Consider the following 18,826-nt stretch of genomic DNA (forward strand, 5'->3'; position numbering starts at 1 on the left):
TAATGAGACATGCAAAAAAAATAGGATTATTCCTAGCTGCCATTTTCATAATCCCTGTAGCATCTGGGCAAACAATTTTCACAGATGTTACCCAAGAAACGGGCATTGATCATGTCTTCAAGGTGTTTGAAGGCACTTTTGGTGGAGGAGCCACTATTTTCGATATGAACAATGATGGTTTTGAGGACGTTTTTATCACTGGGGGAATGGCTGAAGACGTTTTGTACCTCAATAATGGTGATGGTACCTTTAAAAATGTATATCCAGACTCAGGATTACAAATAAGTAGTCAATATGTAACACAAGGTGCTGTAAGCGCAGATGTTGATCGCGATGGATATCGAGACTTATTCATTACAACTATAAACACCTCTGATGGCAGTCAAAAAATTCCACGTGCAAAAAATCTACTGTTTTTGAATAATGGTGATTTAACTTTTCGCGATGTTACCAAAGCATATGGATTGGATGACCTGAATTCTTTTAGCACTGGCCCTAGTTTTGGAGATTTTAATGCGGATGGCTACCCAGATTTATATGTGGGCAACTATTTTCAAAATTTTGAAGGTAAGCTGGGTATCATCAAAGATGCTACCATTGTAAGCGCCAATCAAACTGCCAAAGGATACCTTTTGATCAATCGTGAAGGCAAAAAATTTGAAAATGTCTACGAAGATTATGGTTTTGACCACAAAGGTTTTGGATTTGGAGGGGTATTCACCGATTTTGATAATGATGGAGACCAAGACCTTCTTGTGAACCAGGATTTTGGCTACAAAGCTGTTCCAAATCTATTGTACGAAAATAGACATCCGCGTAAAAAGTTTCGTGACGTTGGTGAAGCAATGGGAATGAACCTTAAAATCAATGCCATGGGCTCAGCCGTAGGAGATTTTGACAATAATGGGTTGATGGATTATTATGTCACCAATATCAAGTTCAATTGGCTTATGGTAAACCAAGGTTTGGAAAAGCCTTTTATTAATCGGTCAAAAGAACTTGGCACCTACTCCCTTGCCATAAGTTGGGGCGCTAATTTTGCAGATTTTGATTTGGATGGAGATTTGGATCTTTATGTTTCCAATGGAGATTTAAACCCAAATTGTGTTCCCATGGGCAATTTTTATTTTGAGAATAATGAAGGTTCATTTTTAGAAAAAGGCAGGGCGACCCACTCAAATGATTATGGTGTGGGAAGAGGATCTGTTGTATTTGATTATGATCATGATGGCGATTTGGATATTCTTGTCGTCAATCAAGAGCCTATTTATCAATATCCAGTAAAATCGCACACAAAACTGTTCAGAAACGATACCCCAAAAGGCAATTGGCTTGAAGTTGAACTTAAAGGAATCCAGTCTGAATCCAACGGTATCGGGTCTAGAATTACTGTTGCTCTAAATGGAGGAAGAATGATCCGTGAAATAGATGGAGGTGGTTCAAGTCATTTATCCCAGAATTCAACGATTGCTCATTTTGGATTAGGTAAAAATAACAAAGTGGACACATTGATGGTTACATGGACTGGTGGAAAAAAACAAATTTTACTGAATCCTTCCATCAATACGTTAATCACAGTTGAAGAAAGACCCGATGACCCTAGTTTCATACCTTATATGCTAGTAATAGCAGGTATTCTAACCATTGCCATCGGGGCTATTTTTTATCTAAGAAAAAGAAAAACTTCTTGACAAGTTGAAGCTGTTTTCATCAATTCCCATTGAACCAAATCATCACGTAGACCACAATGGCCACAATAACCAATGAAATGGTAATATCTTTCCAGTTGTAACTGTTTTTATTTTTAGCCCTATCATCGTCTGTCAAAGTAGCATAGGTCAAATTCTTTATTTGCTCTTCTGATGGGGCCTTGGTTGTATAACTGACCACTAAAATAAGTATCACACAGAAGAGGAAAAACCATGATGAGAAAGTCAAAAAGTTCACATCACCCAATGTATGCCAGATACTGCCTGGTTCCAATGAATCCTTAACTAGTTCCAGAATGATACGCAAGGCACCCACAATGAAACCAACAATCAAGGTAACGTAAGCTCCTTGTGCGTTGATACGTTTATGAAAAATACCCAATAAAAATACTGCGGTTATTGGTGGTGCTATATAGGATTGTACACTTTGAAGGTATTCATACAAAACTCCAGATATATTGGACATGATTGGAATCCAAATAATTCCAATAACAACAACTATCATAGTAGCGATTTGTCCTGTTCTCACCAATTTTTTTTCTGGTGTATTAGGTCTAAGCTTTTTATAGATATCTACAGTAAAGAGTGTGGAAACTGAATTAAATACAGAAGCCAAGGAACTCATAAGCGCTGCCAATAGACCCGCAGCCACTAATCCTCTAAGGCCCGAAGGCAATAAATTGCTCATCAAGACTGGAAAAGCCTCATCTGGACTTTCCCATTCAAGTTCGCCTCTCATTTTCAAAGTAAGCGCAATGACTCCCGGAATAAGGAACAAAAAGACCGGCATCAGCTTTAAGAGTGCACCAAAAATAGTTCCTCTCCTTCCTTCCTTGATGTTCTTAGCCGTTAATGCTCTTTGTACAATATATTGATCCGTACACCAATACCAAACCCCTGCTATGGTACTTGTAATCAATAATGGAGGCCAAGGAAAATCAGGATCGGAAGCAGATCGCCACATATTAAGATATTCCGGGGTAACAGTTTCCTTCATACTTTGCCATCCCCCTACTTCATCCAAACCAATAATGGTAAGGGCAGCAGCCCCTATGACCAATATAATGGCCTGCAAGGTTTCTGTATAGACAACAGCGCGCATTCCTCCCAATACCGTATAGATTCCTGTTAGCACAACAGTAGCTATTGCTCCTGTCCAAAAATCAATTCCCAATAAGGCCGATACTACAATACCACCGGCATAAATGGTTACGGAAATTTTGGTCAATACATAGGCAACAATTGAAAATACAGAAAGTATCCATCTAGATCGGGCATCAAAACGTTTTTCCAAGAACTCTGGCATGGTAAAAACCCCTGCTCTTGCATAAAAAGGTAGAAAAACCCATCCCAGAATCAATACAACCCAAGCTTGGATTTCATAGATTAACATAGGCAAACGATCTCCTGCACCCGCACCTGCCAATCCAACAACATGCTCTGAACCTATATTTGAGGCAAAAATTGAAGCTCCAACGACAAACCATCCTACATTTCTTCCTGCCAAAAAGTAATCTTCGGTATTTTCTTTCTTTTTGCGAATTACCCAAACGGCAATTCCCAAAAGAACCAAGAAATAAAAGGATATGGTAATCCAGTCAAAAGTATCTAACATTTTCATAAGGTCGGTTTATTTAGTTAAAAGTTTGTATGCAGTACGAGAAGTATACGTTTCTCCAGGATCTAATCTAACGGAAGGGAAAGCATCCTGGTTTGGAGAATCTGGATAGTGCTGAGTCTCTAAGCAAAAACCTGAACGTTGTCCGTAGGTTCCATTATTTTTTGATGGCAATGTACTATCGAGAAAGTTACCTGAATAGAATTGAATTCCAGGTTCATTCGTATATACTTCCAATACGCGTCCAGTTTTGGGTTCGTATGCCGTTGACACTTTTCGGAATCCTTTATCTTGACCATTTAGCACCCAACAATGATCAAAGCCTCCTCCCAATTTTATCTGTAAATTATCTGAAGTAATATCTTTCCCTATCAATTTTGATTCTTTAAAATCAAATGGTGTACCCTCAATAGAGGCAAATTCACCGGTAGGGATCAAACCGTCATCCACTGGAAGATAATTATCAGCATCAATCTGTAATTCATGGTCCAAAATATCCTTGGTGAAATCTGCAGAAAGATTGAAATAAGTATGTTGGGTTAAATTTACGATGGTAGGTTTATCGGTTGTTGCTTCATAAGCAATGTCGAGCTCATTATCAGCTGTAAGGGTATATGTCACTTTTACATCTAAGGTACCGGGGTATCCTTCCTCTCCATCAGCACTCCTATAAGTAAGCTCTAAAATGGCCCCATCAGCTGTACTTTCGCCTTTGGCATTCCAAACAACCTTATCAAAACCTTTATCTCCACCATGCAGGTGATTTTCTCCGTTGTTAGTGATCAAGGTATAGGACTTTCCATCAAGGTCGAACTTTCCTTTGGCAATTCGGTTTCCATACCGACCGATCAATGCCCCGAAATAGGGATTTTCACTTAAATAAGATTCCAAATCATTGAACCCAAGCACCACATCTTGAAAATTTCCATTTCTATCTGGAGCGGTCCATCGAGTGATAATTCCCCCATAAGTAATTACATCAACCTCCATCCCAGCATCATTACTTAAAGTATATTTATCAATCATCTTACCATCAGGCATCTCTCCAAAGGAGCTTTTTTCCAAATGATTCTTCTCTATTTGGGAAGTTGTGGTGTCCATTTCTGTTGGCTTTTCTTTTTTAGTTTGTTTACAACCAAAATTTGGTGCTATTAAAAGAAAAGCAAAATACATTAAATAAGGGAATGCTGTGCGCATGATTTGTTGTTTAGTTATTTTCTTAGCTTTTTACATCATATGATGTTGAAATAAATGATAATATGCTTCATTGGCATGTAGTTGGTCTTTAAAGTTACGGATTCGCGTATCTGAATCTATTACTAAAATCTCAATTCCAAATATATCCGCAAAATCTTCCATATATTCTGTTGACAATGCTTGGGTATATACCGTGTGATGGGCTCCTCCTGCCAAAATCCATGCAGTAGCTGCCACATCTAAATTGGGCTTTGGCTCCCAAAGTACCCTAGCTACGGGAAGTTTAGGCAAATCTGCCATAGGATTTACAGCCTCCACCTCATTCACAATCAATCTAAATCTATTGCCCATATCTACCATGGAAGCATTCAATGCATTTCCTGCTGGGGCATTGAAAACCAATCTTACGGGATCTTCTTTTCCTCCAATGCCTAAAGGATGTACCTCACAAGAAGGTTTTCCTGCTGCAATTGAAGGACATATTTCCAACATGTGTGATCCCAGCACATATCCTTTTTCAGGGGTGAAGTGATACGTATAATCTTCCATGAACGAAGTACCCCCTTCCAACCCTTCAGCCATTACTTTCATAGCACGGACCATAGCAGCAGTTTTCCAATCACCTTCGCCACCAAAACCATAGCCATCCGCCATAAGGCGCTGTACAGGGATACCAGGCAATTGTTTTAATGCTCCCAAATTTTCAAAAGTATCGGTAAATGCTTTGAAATTTCCTTGCTCCAGAAAACTGCGCATTCCCAACTCAATTTTGGCAGCTTCAGTTAGGGAGCTACGTTGTGATCCATTTTTCTGCAATGAAGTGGTCAAGGAGTAAGTTGCTTCGTATTCTTCTACCAATTGATCAATAGCCTTCTGATCAATTTCTTTCATCGCATTGGTAATGTCAGAGGAATCATAACCGTTTACCGCCACGCCAAACCGCATTTGTGCTGCCACTTTATCTCCATCGGTAACGGCTACTTCCCGCATGTTATCACCAAATCTGGCCACCTTCATGTTTCGTAATTCATCACACCCTAACGCCACTCTCGACCATATGGACAGTTTCTCTTGAACATGTCCACTTTTCCAATGACCTACAATTACTTTTCGGTTTTTCCGCATGCGCGACATCATAAATCCAAATTCTCGGTCGCCATGGGCCGACTGATTAAGATTCATGAAATCCATATCTATGGTACTCCAAGGAATTTCAGCATTAAATTGTGTATGCAAGTGACAAAGTGGTTTGCTAAGTGAGTTTAAACCCGCAATCCACATTTTTGCCGGTGAAAAGGTGTGCATCCAGGTAACAATACCAATGCAATCGGAATCGTTGTTTGCTTGCTGGCAAACCGCCACTATTTCTTCAGAAGTAGTTACAATAGGTTTATGAATAAGTGTAATGGGTAGTTTACCCAAATCGTTAAGTCCATCCACAATACTTTTGGAATTGGATGCGACCTGTTGCAATGTCTCTGGGCCATACAAATGTTGACTTCCAGTTACGAACCAAATTTCTTTAGAAGATATTTTCATTTATTATAATTATACTAAATCACTGACCGTAATAGGCATTTTTGCCATGTTTACGGTCATAATGTTTTTTTATTAGAGAATCTTTTAATCTTGGAGCATTCGGATTTATCTGTAGTGTTAAATAGGCCATTTGTGCCACTGTCTCCAATACTTTGGTATTGTATACCGCTTTGGCTGCATTTTTACCCCAGGCAAATGGACCATGATTTCCAATGAGCACCATTTCAACTTCGTTATAATCTAGTTTCCTATCCTTGAAACAGTCCAAAATTTGAATCCCAGTGTTATGCTCATAATTGCCTTCAATCAAATCATCTGCCATTGGTGGAGCACATGGAATATCTTGGGTAAGATGATCGGCATGAGTGGTCCCGAAAATCGGAATATCTTTTTGAGCTTGTGCCCACGAAACAGAGTACATGGCATGTGTATGTGCCACTCCTCCAATATTTTCCCAATTTTTATAAAGATAGCTGTGGGTTTTGGTGTCAGAAGAAGGTCGCAAGCTCCCTTCAACTACATTATTTTCATAATCCAAGACCACCATATCCTCTGGTTTCAGATCTTGGTATGGAACTCCACTTGGTTTAATGGCGAAAACTCCTTTATCCCTATCCACTGAACTAACATTGCCAAAAGTATAGATTACCAACCCTAGAGCATTGAGTTCCATATTGGCTTCATAACATTCTTCTTTTAACGTTTTAAAGGATGACATAGTTACTTATTATTTGTTATTTGCTCAATAAACCCACCCAATCCTTGATAGGCTTCCATTAACTCAATAAAGCTTTCTACTTTTTCTGGTTGTGGATTGTATTCTGCTTCAAAATCGCTGCCCATTACTTTACTTGCATCAATAACACTGTCATAGATACCAGCTGCCGTTGCTGCATAAATTGCTGCTCCCAACGCTGGAGCTTGGTCAGACTTGGCTACTTTTATTGGCATATTAAGAACATTGGCAAGTGTTTGCATAATAAAGGGTGATTTACGGGCCACACCACCAATACCTATTACTGAGTCTATTTTTACTCCTTCCTCTTCAAAACGGTCAACTATCACCTTAGAACCAAAGCAAATGGCATTTACTAAAGCTTTGAACATATGGGGTGCCTTGGTTCCCAAAGAAATACCTGAAAACGCGCTCTTGAGTTCTTGATTGGCATCAGGAGTACGTCTACCATTTACCCAATCCAGTGCTATGGGAACAGCTTCTGAAAGTGAAAGATTTTCGGCTTGTTCTGCTAATACTTGTATGAAATTCGCATCAATTTCTTGTTGCAACTTTTCTTTCTGTACTTCGGAAAGGATATCCGATTTCATTACCAAATTATCAATAGGCCATTCCAACACACTTTTAAACCACGCCAATACATCTCCAAAAGCGGATTGTCCCGCTTCCAAACCTATCATGCCGGGAATGATGGAACCATTCACTTGTCCACAAATACCTTTTACGGCCTTGTCAGCAAGAGCTTCTTTACTAGCCACCATCATATCACAAGTTGAAGTACCCATGACGCGAATCAATGCTCTTTCTCCAATCTTGGCCCCTACCGCCCCAGCATGGGCATCAAACGTACCAACAGCAATTACCGTGTTGGTAGTTAATCCGAGTTTCTGGGCCCATTCAGGATTTAAATGACCTACAATTTCATCGGATGTATAGGTTTCTTCATATAGGTTATCCCGAAGGAATCCCAAATAGGAATCCAACTGTGAAAGAAATTCACTAGGAGGCAATCCGCCCCAGCTTTCGTGCCACATGGCCTTATGGCCTGCCGCACATCGACTACGCTTAAACGTTGCCAGATTTTTATGATCTGCTAATAGATAGGTGATGTAATCGCAATGTTCCATCCAAGTATGGGTAGCATCGACAACACCTTTATCCTCTCGAGACACATGCAAGATTTTGGCCCAGAACCATTCTGAAGAATAAATACCTCCTTCATATTTAGTATAATCTTCTCCTCCCCAGGTTCTAGCAAGCTCATTGATTTCATCGGCCTCCTTCACAGCTGTATGATCTTTCCAAAGGACCATCATGGCATTGGGATTTTCCTCAAAACCCTCGGTCATCGCCAAGGGAACGCCCGCTTGGGTCAAGGGCAAAGGCGAGGATCCCGTAGTATCGATACAGATGCCCACCACACTTTCCGGTGGAACACCGCTTTGAGACACCACAGATTTTATGGTATGCTCCAATCCCTCGATATGATCCAAAGGATGCTGACGAAATTGGTTGATTGAGGCATCGCAATACTTTTGTGCCTTCCATCGGGGATATTCAAAAACCGATGCCGCCAATTCCGTGCCGTCTTGGGTATCGATCAATACCGCGCGAACCGAATCAGAACCATAATCCAATCCTATTACTTTTTTTCTCATTTACTATCGTATATACATGTTGAATTAGCTGCCTTTATGTAATAACTTTTATAGTTTTTGGCCTTGGGGTCCATACAACCGCACAAATCCAAAACTTCTATATTTTTAAAATCGATGGGATGACTCTCAGCTTGTAAAGCAATGTAACCTTCTGTGAGTACTTCACCTTCTTTCTGGAGCCATTCTGCCTTATCGGAAACACCAAAAAGGTCTAGCTCTGCATCAAAATCACTACTGCCCAATTGAGGTTTTTGATAAACCAAAACTGTATCGTTTTCCACGATATGGGTAACGGATTCACCCCCCAAGACAATGGCCTCCACATGCACCCATTGGTCCCCAAAATAAGTTTTTGAGGAAGAATTGATGCAATGGTCATAGGTAACGTCACCATTCATTTCCACGGCAGTCATTGGGGTACATAAATTAGCCGTTGGCCGTTCCTTACCATCTTCGAGTCCACCCAAAAGCTGTATTTCTATGGATGTAGGAAATTCTTGGTTGAAACCATTACTGGCAGCAGATTGCGAGTGAATCATTACTCCGCTGTTGCGAACGTTCCATGTAGCACCTCCAGTGGTTTGATTGCCTGTAAAACGGTAATCGAACCGTATTTTGTAATAGGAAAATGGTTGCTTATAATATAGATGGGCATAATATTCATCAAAAATTTCATAATCATCATATACCACCCGAATCATGCCATCGGCCACTTGAAATGTATTTTTATAATTTACTCCCAGGGGTTCTTTGTTAAACTTGATGTCCCAATCCTTTAAATCCTTTCCATTAAAAAGAGAAATCCATTCTTCCTTATCAGCATCCGTATTTTTCTTTGCGTCACCACATCCTATCAAAAAAGTGATGACAGCAACAAAAAGAAACGTTATTCTTATTCTTTTATAGTAATATATATCTGAGCTCTTCATCTTCATTTTATTCCGATTTTGGCAACCAGACCTTCATCTTGCCCACGCCCCTATTCGACCAAACATAATAGGGAATGGCCGTAAAACTTCCGTTGGAAATCGTATTTACCCCTCCCAACAAGTTCGGACGTTCCTTAATTTCAAAGGTTTCGTTGTCTTGCAGGTGAATGTCATCAAAGTTGTTTTTATTGTCAATCTCTTCTACGGCATACACAATGGGACCGTATTCCAAGGCACGTTTGCCCCGGTCTTCTTCGACATTGTCGTTGGCCTTGACCGTTCGCACCTGCATGGGAAAATTGATTTCCAATGCATCGTTGGGCTTCCATGTTTTTTCAAGAGTGATATAGCCGTTTTCAATAACCACATCCTGTGCTTCCCCATTAATTTTTAGGGTAACGGCATTATCCATGACATCCTCATAGTTGTATAGGTCACTAGGTAAAACTTCATTACGCTCCCAACCCGGCACCCTAAGCTTTACGATAAACTCCGTAGACCCTTCCATATTCAATTTAAGGTTGATATCGCCTTTCCATGGGTAGGCCGTTTCTTGGGTAAAAACAACCTTCTGTCCCGCAACCTCCAAATGGGCATCGCTAGCGGCATAAAGGTTCACATAGACCACATCCTTTTGTTGGGAATACATCAAACTAGGGATGGAGGGTATAAATCGAATCAGGTTGGAAGGACAGCAGGAGCAATCGAACCATGCCTTACGGGTACAAGACCCTTGGTTGAATTTATACACCCCGTCAGATTCCAAAGCATTGGGGTAGAAAAACTTCTTCCCATCCAGCGAAAGCCCAGAAATTAAGCCATTATATAGTGTACGTTCGATTACGTCAAAATATTTGACCTCCCCGGTGAGATTGTGCAACCTGTGGTTCCAATACACATCGCCAATGGAAGCACAGGTTTCGTTATAGGCTGTAAGGTTGGGCAGTTCGTAATTCTCACCAAAGGCTTCTCCTTCGTGCCTTGCCCCGATGCCTCCAGTAAGGTACATTTTTTTAGACACCATATTATTCCAAAGGTCGTCCACCGCCTTTCGGTACAGGCTGTCATTCATCAGGGCGGCCACATCAGTCATGGCGGCGTACATGTACACAGCCCTAACGGCATGGCCCACCACCTCATCCTGTTGGGTCACAGGCAGGTGGTCTTGGGCATAGGCCCCGAACATTTTTCGTCCATTCTCGATACCTCTTTGATCCAAAAAGAACTTAGCGAGATCTTTATAGGATTCCTTACCCGTAAGTTGATACAATTTCAGCAGTCCCGTTTCTATAATCTGGTGGCCCGGCACGGTCTCTATTTTACCCTCACCACTGCCAAAAGTCTGCACCATTAAATCGGCATTTTTTAGGGCGATGTTCAAAAAGTTGCGCTTGCCCGTAGCTTGAAAATGTACAGCAGCAGCTTCGAACAAATGCCCCGCATTGTAGAGTTCATGGCTCATCTCCAAGGATTCCCAACGTTTGCCCTCCTTCACGTTTACCCAAGTAGCAGGGGGTTTGGCCGGATTTATGGTACGCCATGTGGTTAAATACCCATCTTTTTCCTGCCCTTTACCCACAATGGTGACCAAGGAATTCAACAGTTGCTCCAACTGGGGATTGGGTGCGCTAATTAAGGAATTGGATGCCCCTTCTATAATCTTGTACACATCGGTATCGTCAAAGGGCATGGCACCACGCACCTCTCCTTCAAGCTCGCCCCCAGCAATCAAAAAGTTCTCGAAACGACCTTCTTCCTCACATTTTTCGAGGGCAAAATCGATGGTTTCCTCCTGCACCCTTTTGATGATGGGCAACCAAAATTTATCGTGCAATTTCACCTGCTGGATGTTCACCGAAGTAATGGGATAATGTACCGTTTCATGAGGATTTCCTGTATCCACAATAGTTTCACCCTTTTTTTCGACCTGTTTACATGAAAACAGCAACAGGACAACGCAACTTATCGCTACATGCTTCATACCCTATTATTTTAGTTCAAAGACCACTACGGAATGTTTCGGGATGGCAAAGGAGAGCTTCCCTTTTTTAAACTTAAAATCTTTAAACTCCACTGGGTTTATTTTGTTGGGATTCTCAAAGGAATTGTAGTCCTGCAGTTTTTTTGAAGTGAGAAGTTGAGCCATTGCCTTTTTTAGGTCGAATTTATTCAAATCCAAAACCACTTCATGTGCTTTTGTCGCATCAATATTCGTTAAAGAAACATGTACAGATTCTACGCTTTTTGAAGCCGAAATGGAAATGGCTGGCAGGGTTTCCCCATTTAATTCATATTGAGGGGAATCAAAGTCCACTTGCAGCAACTCGGCATCCTGGTGCATCTTATACATATTCATCACGTGGTAGGTAGGAGTTAACAGCATTTTTTTGCCCTCAGTCAAGATTACCGCCTGCAATACGTTCACCGTCTGCGCCAAATTGGCCATTTTTACCCGTTGGGCGTGGTTGTTGAAAATGTTCAAGACCATCCCGGCAATCATAGCATCGCGAATGGTGTTCTGCTGGTAGAGAAACCCAGGGTTGGTATTTGGCATCACATCGTACCAACCTCCCCACTCGTCCACGACCAGATCTACTTTGCCCTTGGGATCGTATTTGTCCATGATTTCGGTATGCTTGGTGATGAGTTCCTCCATCTGCCAAGATCGTTGCATGGTGGTAAAATATTGTTCCTCGGTAAAATCATAAGAAGAGCTCTTGTTATTCCAATCGATTACAGAATAGTGGTGCAGAGCCACCCCTTGCAACATCCAATGCGGAATGTTTTTCATCAATACCTCTGTCCAATTGTAATCTGCATCACTTGCTCCGGAAGCCACCCGATAAATTCCACCCTTGCCCTCAAGTCCGGAACTCGACATAAAAGTGGCATATTTTCGATATTCATCGGCATAGTATTCAGGTCTCATATGCCCTCCACAACCCCATGCTTCATTACCTATACCCCAATATTTAACCCCCCAAGGTTTTTCTTGGCCATTTTTTTTTCTAAGATTTGACATGGGACTAATACCGCTAAAATTGGCATACTGCACCCAGTCAGCAAGCTCTTGCACCGTACCACTCCCCACATTTCCGGAAATATAGGGTTCAGTATCCAATTCCTTACATAAATTCAAAAAATCGTGAGTACCAAAACTGTTATCTTCAGTCACCCCTCCCCACCAAGTGTTCACAATTGTCGGACGTTCTTCCTTGGGACCTATTCCATCCTTCCAATGGTATGTATCCGCAAAACACCCTCCAGGCCAACGTAAATTTGGAATGTTCAGCTCTTTTAAAGCTAAAATGATATCGTTTCTCACTCCAGCTGTATTGGGTATCGCACTGGTATCTCCCACAAAAAAACCATCATAAATGCAACGACCCAAATGCTCAGCAAAATGACCATATATATGTTTACTAATTTGAACGGAGTCCACAGGTTGCTTCAAAGTAATCTCAACCTTTTGTTGGGCATAAGTAGCCGTAGATAAAATAAGGGCAGATAATGCCACAGTGTGCTTGAAATAGTTGTTTAGATTTTTCATGTTGGTAAGTTTTAAGGGCATGGAAAATTCATGTCCCAAACGAACAGCTTAATTTAGTACCATAATGATTTTCAGCTGTTTCTTAAAGTGTGAAATTTACACTAGTAAAGAAAAAAAAGAAAATTATATTTCCCAAATAATTATCAAAAAAAATTAAATTTAACCTCTTTGCAACAAGAACACTAGCTAATTCAAACTTATTAAATGGAAAAAAGAAACGGCCAAAAGGTCTTCGCAAATATTGACAAGCAACTGAATTATTACCAAAAGGAAGATCAAGTACTCCTTGCGGTGGATTGCATCATTTTTGGATTTGACAAAGAAAGTCTCAAGTTGTTGCTCATCAAACGGAATTTTGAGCCTGAAATGGGAAAATGGTCCTTGATTGGAGGGTTTTTAAAAAAGAATGAAAATTTAGATCAAGCTGCAGTCAGGGTTCTTAATGCACTTACTGGCCTTAATGATATTTACATGGAACAGTTGTATACTCACAGTAAGGTTGACAGGGATCCAGGACAGCGGACCATATCTGTTTCCTATTATGCCTTAATTGATATTGATTCCCATCAATTTGAGGGCATCCAGATTGAATCAGCCAGTTGGTTTGATTTAAAGGAAGCTCCAGATTTGATTTTTGACCACAATGAAATGGTTAGAAAGGCCATTTCTCGACTAAAGCGCAGGGCACTCACAAAACCTATTGGTTTTGAATTGCTACCAGAAAAGTTCACTATGCCCAAACTGCAAAAATTATATGAATCTATTTTGGACAAAAAACTTGACAAACGCAATTTTGTCAACAAAATCAACTCCCTTGACCTTCTTATAAAACTAGATGAAAAGGATATGTCGGAATCTAGAAAAGGGGCTTTTCTTTATATTTTTGATAAGGAAAAATATGAGAAAAAAGTCAAGGAAGGATTCCTCTTCAAAATATAACCTTTTTCCATTCCCTGTTGTTGAAAAATCAGTGCCGTTGACCAAGTAACATTCATATAGCAAGGTGTATTGGACCATGGAAAATATTTTCGTCACCTGTCCAGTTTCAATAATGAAATGGCCTGTCTCCTTGGTGAAATCCACTTTTTATTTTAACTGGTGCCTCTTTAATTTTTTTGGGACCCTAACTATACCATTCGGAAAAGGCACAAGTACCGCTATTCTTCTTGAACTCGTTTAAACTTTTTATTCCGTAGCAAAACAGTTGTGATCAAAAGGTCTCGATACCATTTCCCTGAAAGATTTTCGAATCCAGGAAAAACTGTACCGGGAATCAATTTTTCAAAAAGTTAAATCCCTTCCTTGTGCAAAACCTTTTAATATCATGGCTTACTTCAAAAATTCAATCTCGTAAATACCGGAATATTTTTGGGGTACGTGCTCCATAACGACCCTGATTTTATTGGTATTTATTCTTTTGAACGTAACGATATTCATAGCATTTCCCAAAAGGGTTTCGGGCTTGGTGTTTTGTTTCTTTGCATTTTTCCATGACGAACCGTTCCAATACTGTACGGTCAATTTTTTGGGTGGAACAATATTGTAATTATCCGTTTCCAAATACCTGCTTTCCTTTTCATCATAGAAATAAATGTAGGCCTTGCTTATTTCCCGCTGCTTCGGAAAATCGAACCGTACCCAGTCCAATCTGTTCGGGGACTTATACGCCGACCAACGTTCTCCCATATCGATTTTACCATCGATTATGTTATTCACATTATCATGTTCCGACGTGTAGGAAGCACTAACCATAGCTCCTTCAAAACCTGTTCCATCAATGGGTTTGCTCGGTATATGTATCGGAAAATTAGGTTTTCCCCAAGTTTCGATCTCACTGATTCCCACTTCATTTTCATCCTTTTCAGTCAGTAAAAGGCGTATTTTAGAGGTGCTGACTTCAGGGAAGCGAATTGTATTCCCCCTTCTGGCCATAGGCTTGGCATATTGCCGTTCTTGACCCCTAATTTCCTTCCAAGCATGCCCATCCCAATATTGCAAAAGATAGCTTTCGGGTGCCTTTAATCCCTTCTCATCTTCAGCAAAGTATACGACCACTTTTTCAATAGGGCGTTCCGTACCAAAATCGATTCCCGCCCAATCCTGTTTATTTTCGGAATATGCCGTGCTCCACTGGTTCGGATATCGGTCAAAATACCAAAACTGCCCATCGTTCATTTTGGCCACGGGGTTCCCCACACCCGGAAAGGAAGCTATAGCCCGCGGATAGTACGATTTTGAGTTGTTCACGGCATAGTTCACCTTCCTTGGGGATTCCTTCGTTATTTCCGTTTTGGGAATATGTGCTTTCAATTCGGTCACCGTTTCCGAAGCAGCGATAATTTTTCCATCCAAGAGCAATTTAAACCCTTTTCCCTGACCATATTTCTTGCCCGTTTTGTCCCAAACCACGGAAATGTTATGTCCGTGATACGGCACATCCTCCAAAATAAAATAGTCCCATTCCTTGGGCGTCAACGGTCGGATTACAATGGAATCGTTGGCTTGGGGTTTGATGCCTATAAGGTCGGCGATTACCAAATCTACATAGGAAGAATGATAGTAATGTTCGCTATGGCCCTTCATATCATGCCCTTCCCAAGAGCCCGTAAAGGGATGCAAATCCTCTGCTATGTAAGGTTTCCCATTCTTCTGATGGGTATGCGCGAATACCTTCATCATCTTATAGAAATCCTTTTTGGAAATGGACTCCACATTTTTATAATTGTTCAATGCGTTCGACATGGCCTTAATGGTCTGTGTGGTAGCAAAAGGCCACGAATTACCACTCCACACACAACATTTGTCCGAGATTTTGAACAATGGATCATGCCGTTCTACCGTAGTGGGGCCATATTCGGCATAAAAATAATTTGGATCCATTAAGAATTGCCAGGCTTGCCCGAACTCCTTTTTATCGTCAATCATGTTAAAATACCAAGGCACATAGGCCATCAACTCCCTACCGTGTTCGTTTCCGGCAAAAGGGCCATCCTCATATGTGAGTGTATTGGCCTTGATGGTATCGTTTTTATCCGCTGTAAGCTCATTATTTTGAAATCGGTGAAAGAAAAATTTCCGTTTTGGATCCCAGCATTTGGCCTGTAGGTTGGTCTTAATGGTCGCGGCCTTTTCCTTAAACTCCCGAACCGTTTCATCATCATGGATTATCTCGGCGATATGGGTAATGGCATTGGCCGCCGCCCACATATAAGCGTTAAAGGTAGGGCGGTATCCCGGTGCCCCGTTGAACCATTGGGGTGTTTGCCGACTGTTGATGTTGGTCTCCATTCCATCGTGCATACCATCCCAAGCGAACATGCCTTCCTCTTCGACCCAGAACTTCTTTTCCCAAGTGTAATAATCGGTTTTTAGGTCGTTCAGCAGATTGGTCGTAAAAGTGAAATCGCCATTTACCTTATAGCCTTCCCATACCGCATCGGTAATCCAATTGGTATAGTTTTGTGTTTGGGCTCCGGGGGTTTTAAACCAAAATCGGGCATAGTCCTTAAAGAATTGTTGGTTTCTAAGCCATCGCCAATCGTACAATTGGTGTCCGGCCGGACAACTAATGGTGCCAAATGCCCCCGACCACCAAGGCCGGTTGATAAATTCGGTGGTGGCATAGCCACTTTCAGGCGACCCGTACACCAAATGCATGGTAACGACCTCCCACCGGTAATAGTAGATTTTATCGATTTCCGTATCGGGTGTTTCCAGAAAGGGGATATTCTCCTTATACCATTCCCAATCCTGATTGCCCCAAAACGAAAATTTGTCCAACATTTTTTGCTTATCCAAAATGCTTTTTTGCGCAGTGATTTCATAAAGTGACCCCCATGCCATCAACATGAATAGAACTCCTATTTTAGTCGCCTTCATTGATTTGCTATATTGTTATGAATTTATTTTGATTTGATTACCGCCCCTCCTTCTGAAAGGAGCTTTATTTTGATTTTCCCTTTTTTATTGACCATGACTTCTTTAAAACCAGCCGTTCTATCTGCCTTGTCATAAATTAAGGAAGCTTTCTTCCCTTTTAGCATCGGTAGATCCAATTCTAATCGTTTATCGATTTTCTCGCCGTTTACTAAAGCGACGTACCATGACTTACCACTGCGTCTTGCAACAGCGCAATGAGTCCCCGGTTCACCATCAATATATACCGTTTCATCCCAAACCGTTGGAACCTTTCGTATAAAATCAAGAACGTAATCAGGCTGTTCTTGTAAGTTATTAGGTGTAATGCCAAAGTGTTGGACGGGAGATAGAAACAACACCGAGGTGGCTACTTCAAAAGCATCAGTGGTCCTACGGTAGCTACCAGTGTTCTGATCCCTGCTCAATCTCCTATTAAAAAAGACAGGGGCAAAATCCATGGCACCGACAGCATTTCTCGTGAAGGGGAAAATGGTCGAATTTTGGGCATAACGATCCGAATAATCTTGATGAAAATAGAGCATTTCGGAAGCCTTGACAGCTTCCGAGGTTACGTAATTTGGGTACATAATCTCCCAACCACGGGGCAAGGTGCAACCATGAAAGGTAATGGTCAATCCATAGCGATTTGCATCAGTTAAAATGTCCTCGTACAATTTCATGGTCATCTGCTTATCTCCACCAAAGAAATCCACTTTAAGCCCTTTTACCCCTATTTTCTGTAACCATGCCATCTCTTTTTGGCGAGCAGGTGCCGTATTCATCCTGTCCTGCGGCGTCTGGGGAGCATCGTTCCAATAGCCGTTGGAATTGTACCAAAGTAAGACATCCACACCTTTGGAGTTCGCATATTTGACCAATTCCTCCATTCTTTCCCTGCCGATATTTTTATCCCACCAATTATCGATTAATACATACTCAAAACCTAATGAATTCGCTAGGTCTATGTATTTTACCTGATTATCATAATTGATACTAGCATCCTGCCAAACGATCCAGCTCCAAGTGGCACGCCCCATTTTATAATCCCTACTCGGTTCGTATAAGGGGTCTACCAAATCATAAGTCACGGTCGATTCGACAATGTTTTTTAAGGTTTTCCCTAAGGTGAGTGTTCGCCAAGGTGTTTGAGCCGGCATGGCCTGTGCCACATAGGTAGCTCCCATTCCATTATTTTCGCCTTCCTGGGGAAACTCAAGCGGATATACGCCCTCTTTGGTTCCTTCACCCAAACGAGACCCCGCATAGCGGCTATCGACTCCAGTTTCTGAAATCAGCACCCAGCCCTCATTACTTATTTTAAACAATGCAGGAAAGGTATAGCCTACGCCGTATATAGAGGGTGTGCCTATCGGCTCATTTAGGGTATAATCCTCTTCATAGGAGGGTTTTGTCTGCTCCCATCCGGACATCGGCGGTGCTTGTGGAGTGATATATGTGGTCGCATCATCGGGCAAATTGAATGCCGTAGCTTCTTTAAAAATCTTCACTTTGGTATATCGTTCTTTTGTCGTCAATCGATACGAAAAAGCCACATCGCGATCACTAGCTCTAAAGATAACATGCAAAGTGTCCTGATTTTGATTGGTGAGCTTCACGATCAATTCATTGGCTTCGTAGATGATATCTCTGGTCTTTCCTTTTTTTAAGACATAGGATTTATGAACGGCTTGTGTTTGGTGGGATACATAGACCAAGTCTTTAGTGAAATTTCCTATTGAAGTTTCCAACCCTAATGGTGATTCTTCAACCATAACCTCATGAGCGAATTCAATCTGATAAATTGGCTTACCCTCCTTTAGGTAGAGCTGAACCTCAATTTGATTATCGGGCCCCTTTAAGTGCAAGGGCATTTGTTGTGAAAATGCGCCTTGCTGCGCCAATAAAAGAAACAATACAAAGAGGGTACGTTTATTCATATTTATATTCATTTTTTACAATCCGTAAATCGGAA

At 41.2% G+C, this 18,826-nt stretch carries 12 protein-coding genes; 2 read left to right on the plus strand and 10 right to left on the minus strand.

Features of this window, described 5'->3' with window-relative positions; translation table 11 throughout:
• Positions 1 to 2: 2 nt before the first annotated feature.
• On the plus strand, positions 3 to 1,691 hold the full coding sequence (locus HJC33_RS01900) for a CRTAC1 family protein (protein WP_171657093.1): 1,689 nt from the start codon (positions 3 to 5) through the stop codon (positions 1,689 to 1,691).
• 19 nt (positions 1,692 to 1,710) lie between these two features.
• Here HJC33_RS01900 and HJC33_RS01905 read toward each other — a convergent pair whose 3' ends face one another.
• The 8 genes from HJC33_RS01905 to HJC33_RS01940 are packed head-to-tail and all read right to left on the minus strand — an operon-like array spanning position 1,711 to position 12,936.
• Entirely contained in the window at positions 1,711 to 3,330 is a 1,620-nt protein-coding gene (locus tag HJC33_RS01905) for a sodium:solute symporter (RefSeq protein ID WP_171657094.1), read from the minus strand.
• A gap of 9 nt (positions 3,331 to 3,339) precedes the next feature.
• The gene (locus HJC33_RS01910; protein ID WP_171657095.1) at positions 3,340 to 4,524 is read right to left on the minus strand and encodes an aldose epimerase family protein; all 1,185 of its coding nucleotides are present in this window, start codon (positions 4,522 to 4,524) and stop codon (positions 3,340 to 3,342) included.
• A gap of 30 nt (positions 4,525 to 4,554) precedes the next feature.
• Entirely contained in the window at positions 4,555 to 6,063 is a 1,509-nt protein-coding gene (araA, locus tag HJC33_RS01915; protein WP_171657096.1) for an L-arabinose isomerase, read from the minus strand.
• Between the two features lie 19 nt (positions 6,064 to 6,082).
• Positions 6,083 to 6,781: an L-ribulose-5-phosphate 4-epimerase gene (locus tag HJC33_RS01920; RefSeq protein WP_171657097.1), complete on the minus strand. Its 699-nt coding sequence runs from the start codon at positions 6,779 to 6,781 to the stop codon at positions 6,083 to 6,085.
• A gap of 2 nt (positions 6,782 to 6,783) precedes the next feature.
• Complete coding sequence (locus HJC33_RS01925; RefSeq protein WP_171657098.1) at positions 6,784 to 8,457, minus strand: ribulokinase; 1,674 nt, start codon at positions 8,455 to 8,457, stop codon at positions 6,784 to 6,786.
• On the minus strand, positions 8,454 to 9,392 hold the full coding sequence (locus tag HJC33_RS01930) for a 3-keto-disaccharide hydrolase (protein ID WP_216366629.1): 939 nt from the start codon (positions 9,390 to 9,392) through the stop codon (positions 8,454 to 8,456). Before HJC33_RS01930 ends, HJC33_RS01925 begins: the two co-directional genes overlap by 4 nt.
• Position 9,393: 1 nt before the next feature.
• Positions 9,394 to 11,367, minus strand: a complete 1,974-nt coding sequence (locus tag HJC33_RS01935; RefSeq protein ID WP_171657099.1) for a glycoside hydrolase family 127 protein — start codon at positions 11,365 to 11,367, stop codon at positions 9,394 to 9,396.
• A 6-nt stretch (positions 11,368 to 11,373) separates the two neighbouring features.
• The gene (locus HJC33_RS01940; RefSeq protein WP_171657100.1) at positions 11,374 to 12,936 is read right to left on the minus strand and encodes an alpha-N-arabinofuranosidase; all 1,563 of its coding nucleotides are present in this window, start codon (positions 12,934 to 12,936) and stop codon (positions 11,374 to 11,376) included.
• 204 nt (positions 12,937 to 13,140) lie between these two features.
• Here HJC33_RS01940 and HJC33_RS01945 point away from each other — a divergent pair, with 204 nt between their 5' ends.
• Positions 13,141 to 13,875, plus strand: a complete 735-nt coding sequence (locus HJC33_RS01945) for an NUDIX hydrolase (RefSeq protein WP_171657101.1) — start codon at positions 13,141 to 13,143, stop codon at positions 13,873 to 13,875.
• A 390-nt stretch (positions 13,876 to 14,265) separates the two neighbouring features.
• On the opposite strand, the gene HJC33_RS01950 is transcribed toward HJC33_RS01945, so the two are convergent.
• Both HJC33_RS01950 and HJC33_RS01955 read right to left on the minus strand, forming a co-directional pair.
• Positions 14,266 to 16,815: a discoidin domain-containing protein gene (locus tag HJC33_RS01950; RefSeq protein WP_171657102.1), complete on the minus strand. Its 2,550-nt coding sequence runs from the start codon at positions 16,813 to 16,815 to the stop codon at positions 14,266 to 14,268.
• A 23-nt stretch (positions 16,816 to 16,838) separates the two neighbouring features.
• Positions 16,839 to 18,791, minus strand: a complete 1,953-nt coding sequence (locus HJC33_RS01955; protein WP_171657103.1) for a glycoside hydrolase family 97 protein — start codon at positions 18,789 to 18,791, stop codon at positions 16,839 to 16,841.
• Between the last annotated feature and the right edge of the window lie 35 nt (positions 18,792 to 18,826).

The organism is Flagellimonas amphidinii, assembly GCF_013090115.1.
GTDB lineage: Bacteria > Bacteroidota > Bacteroidia > Flavobacteriales > Flavobacteriaceae > Flagellimonas > Flagellimonas amphidinii.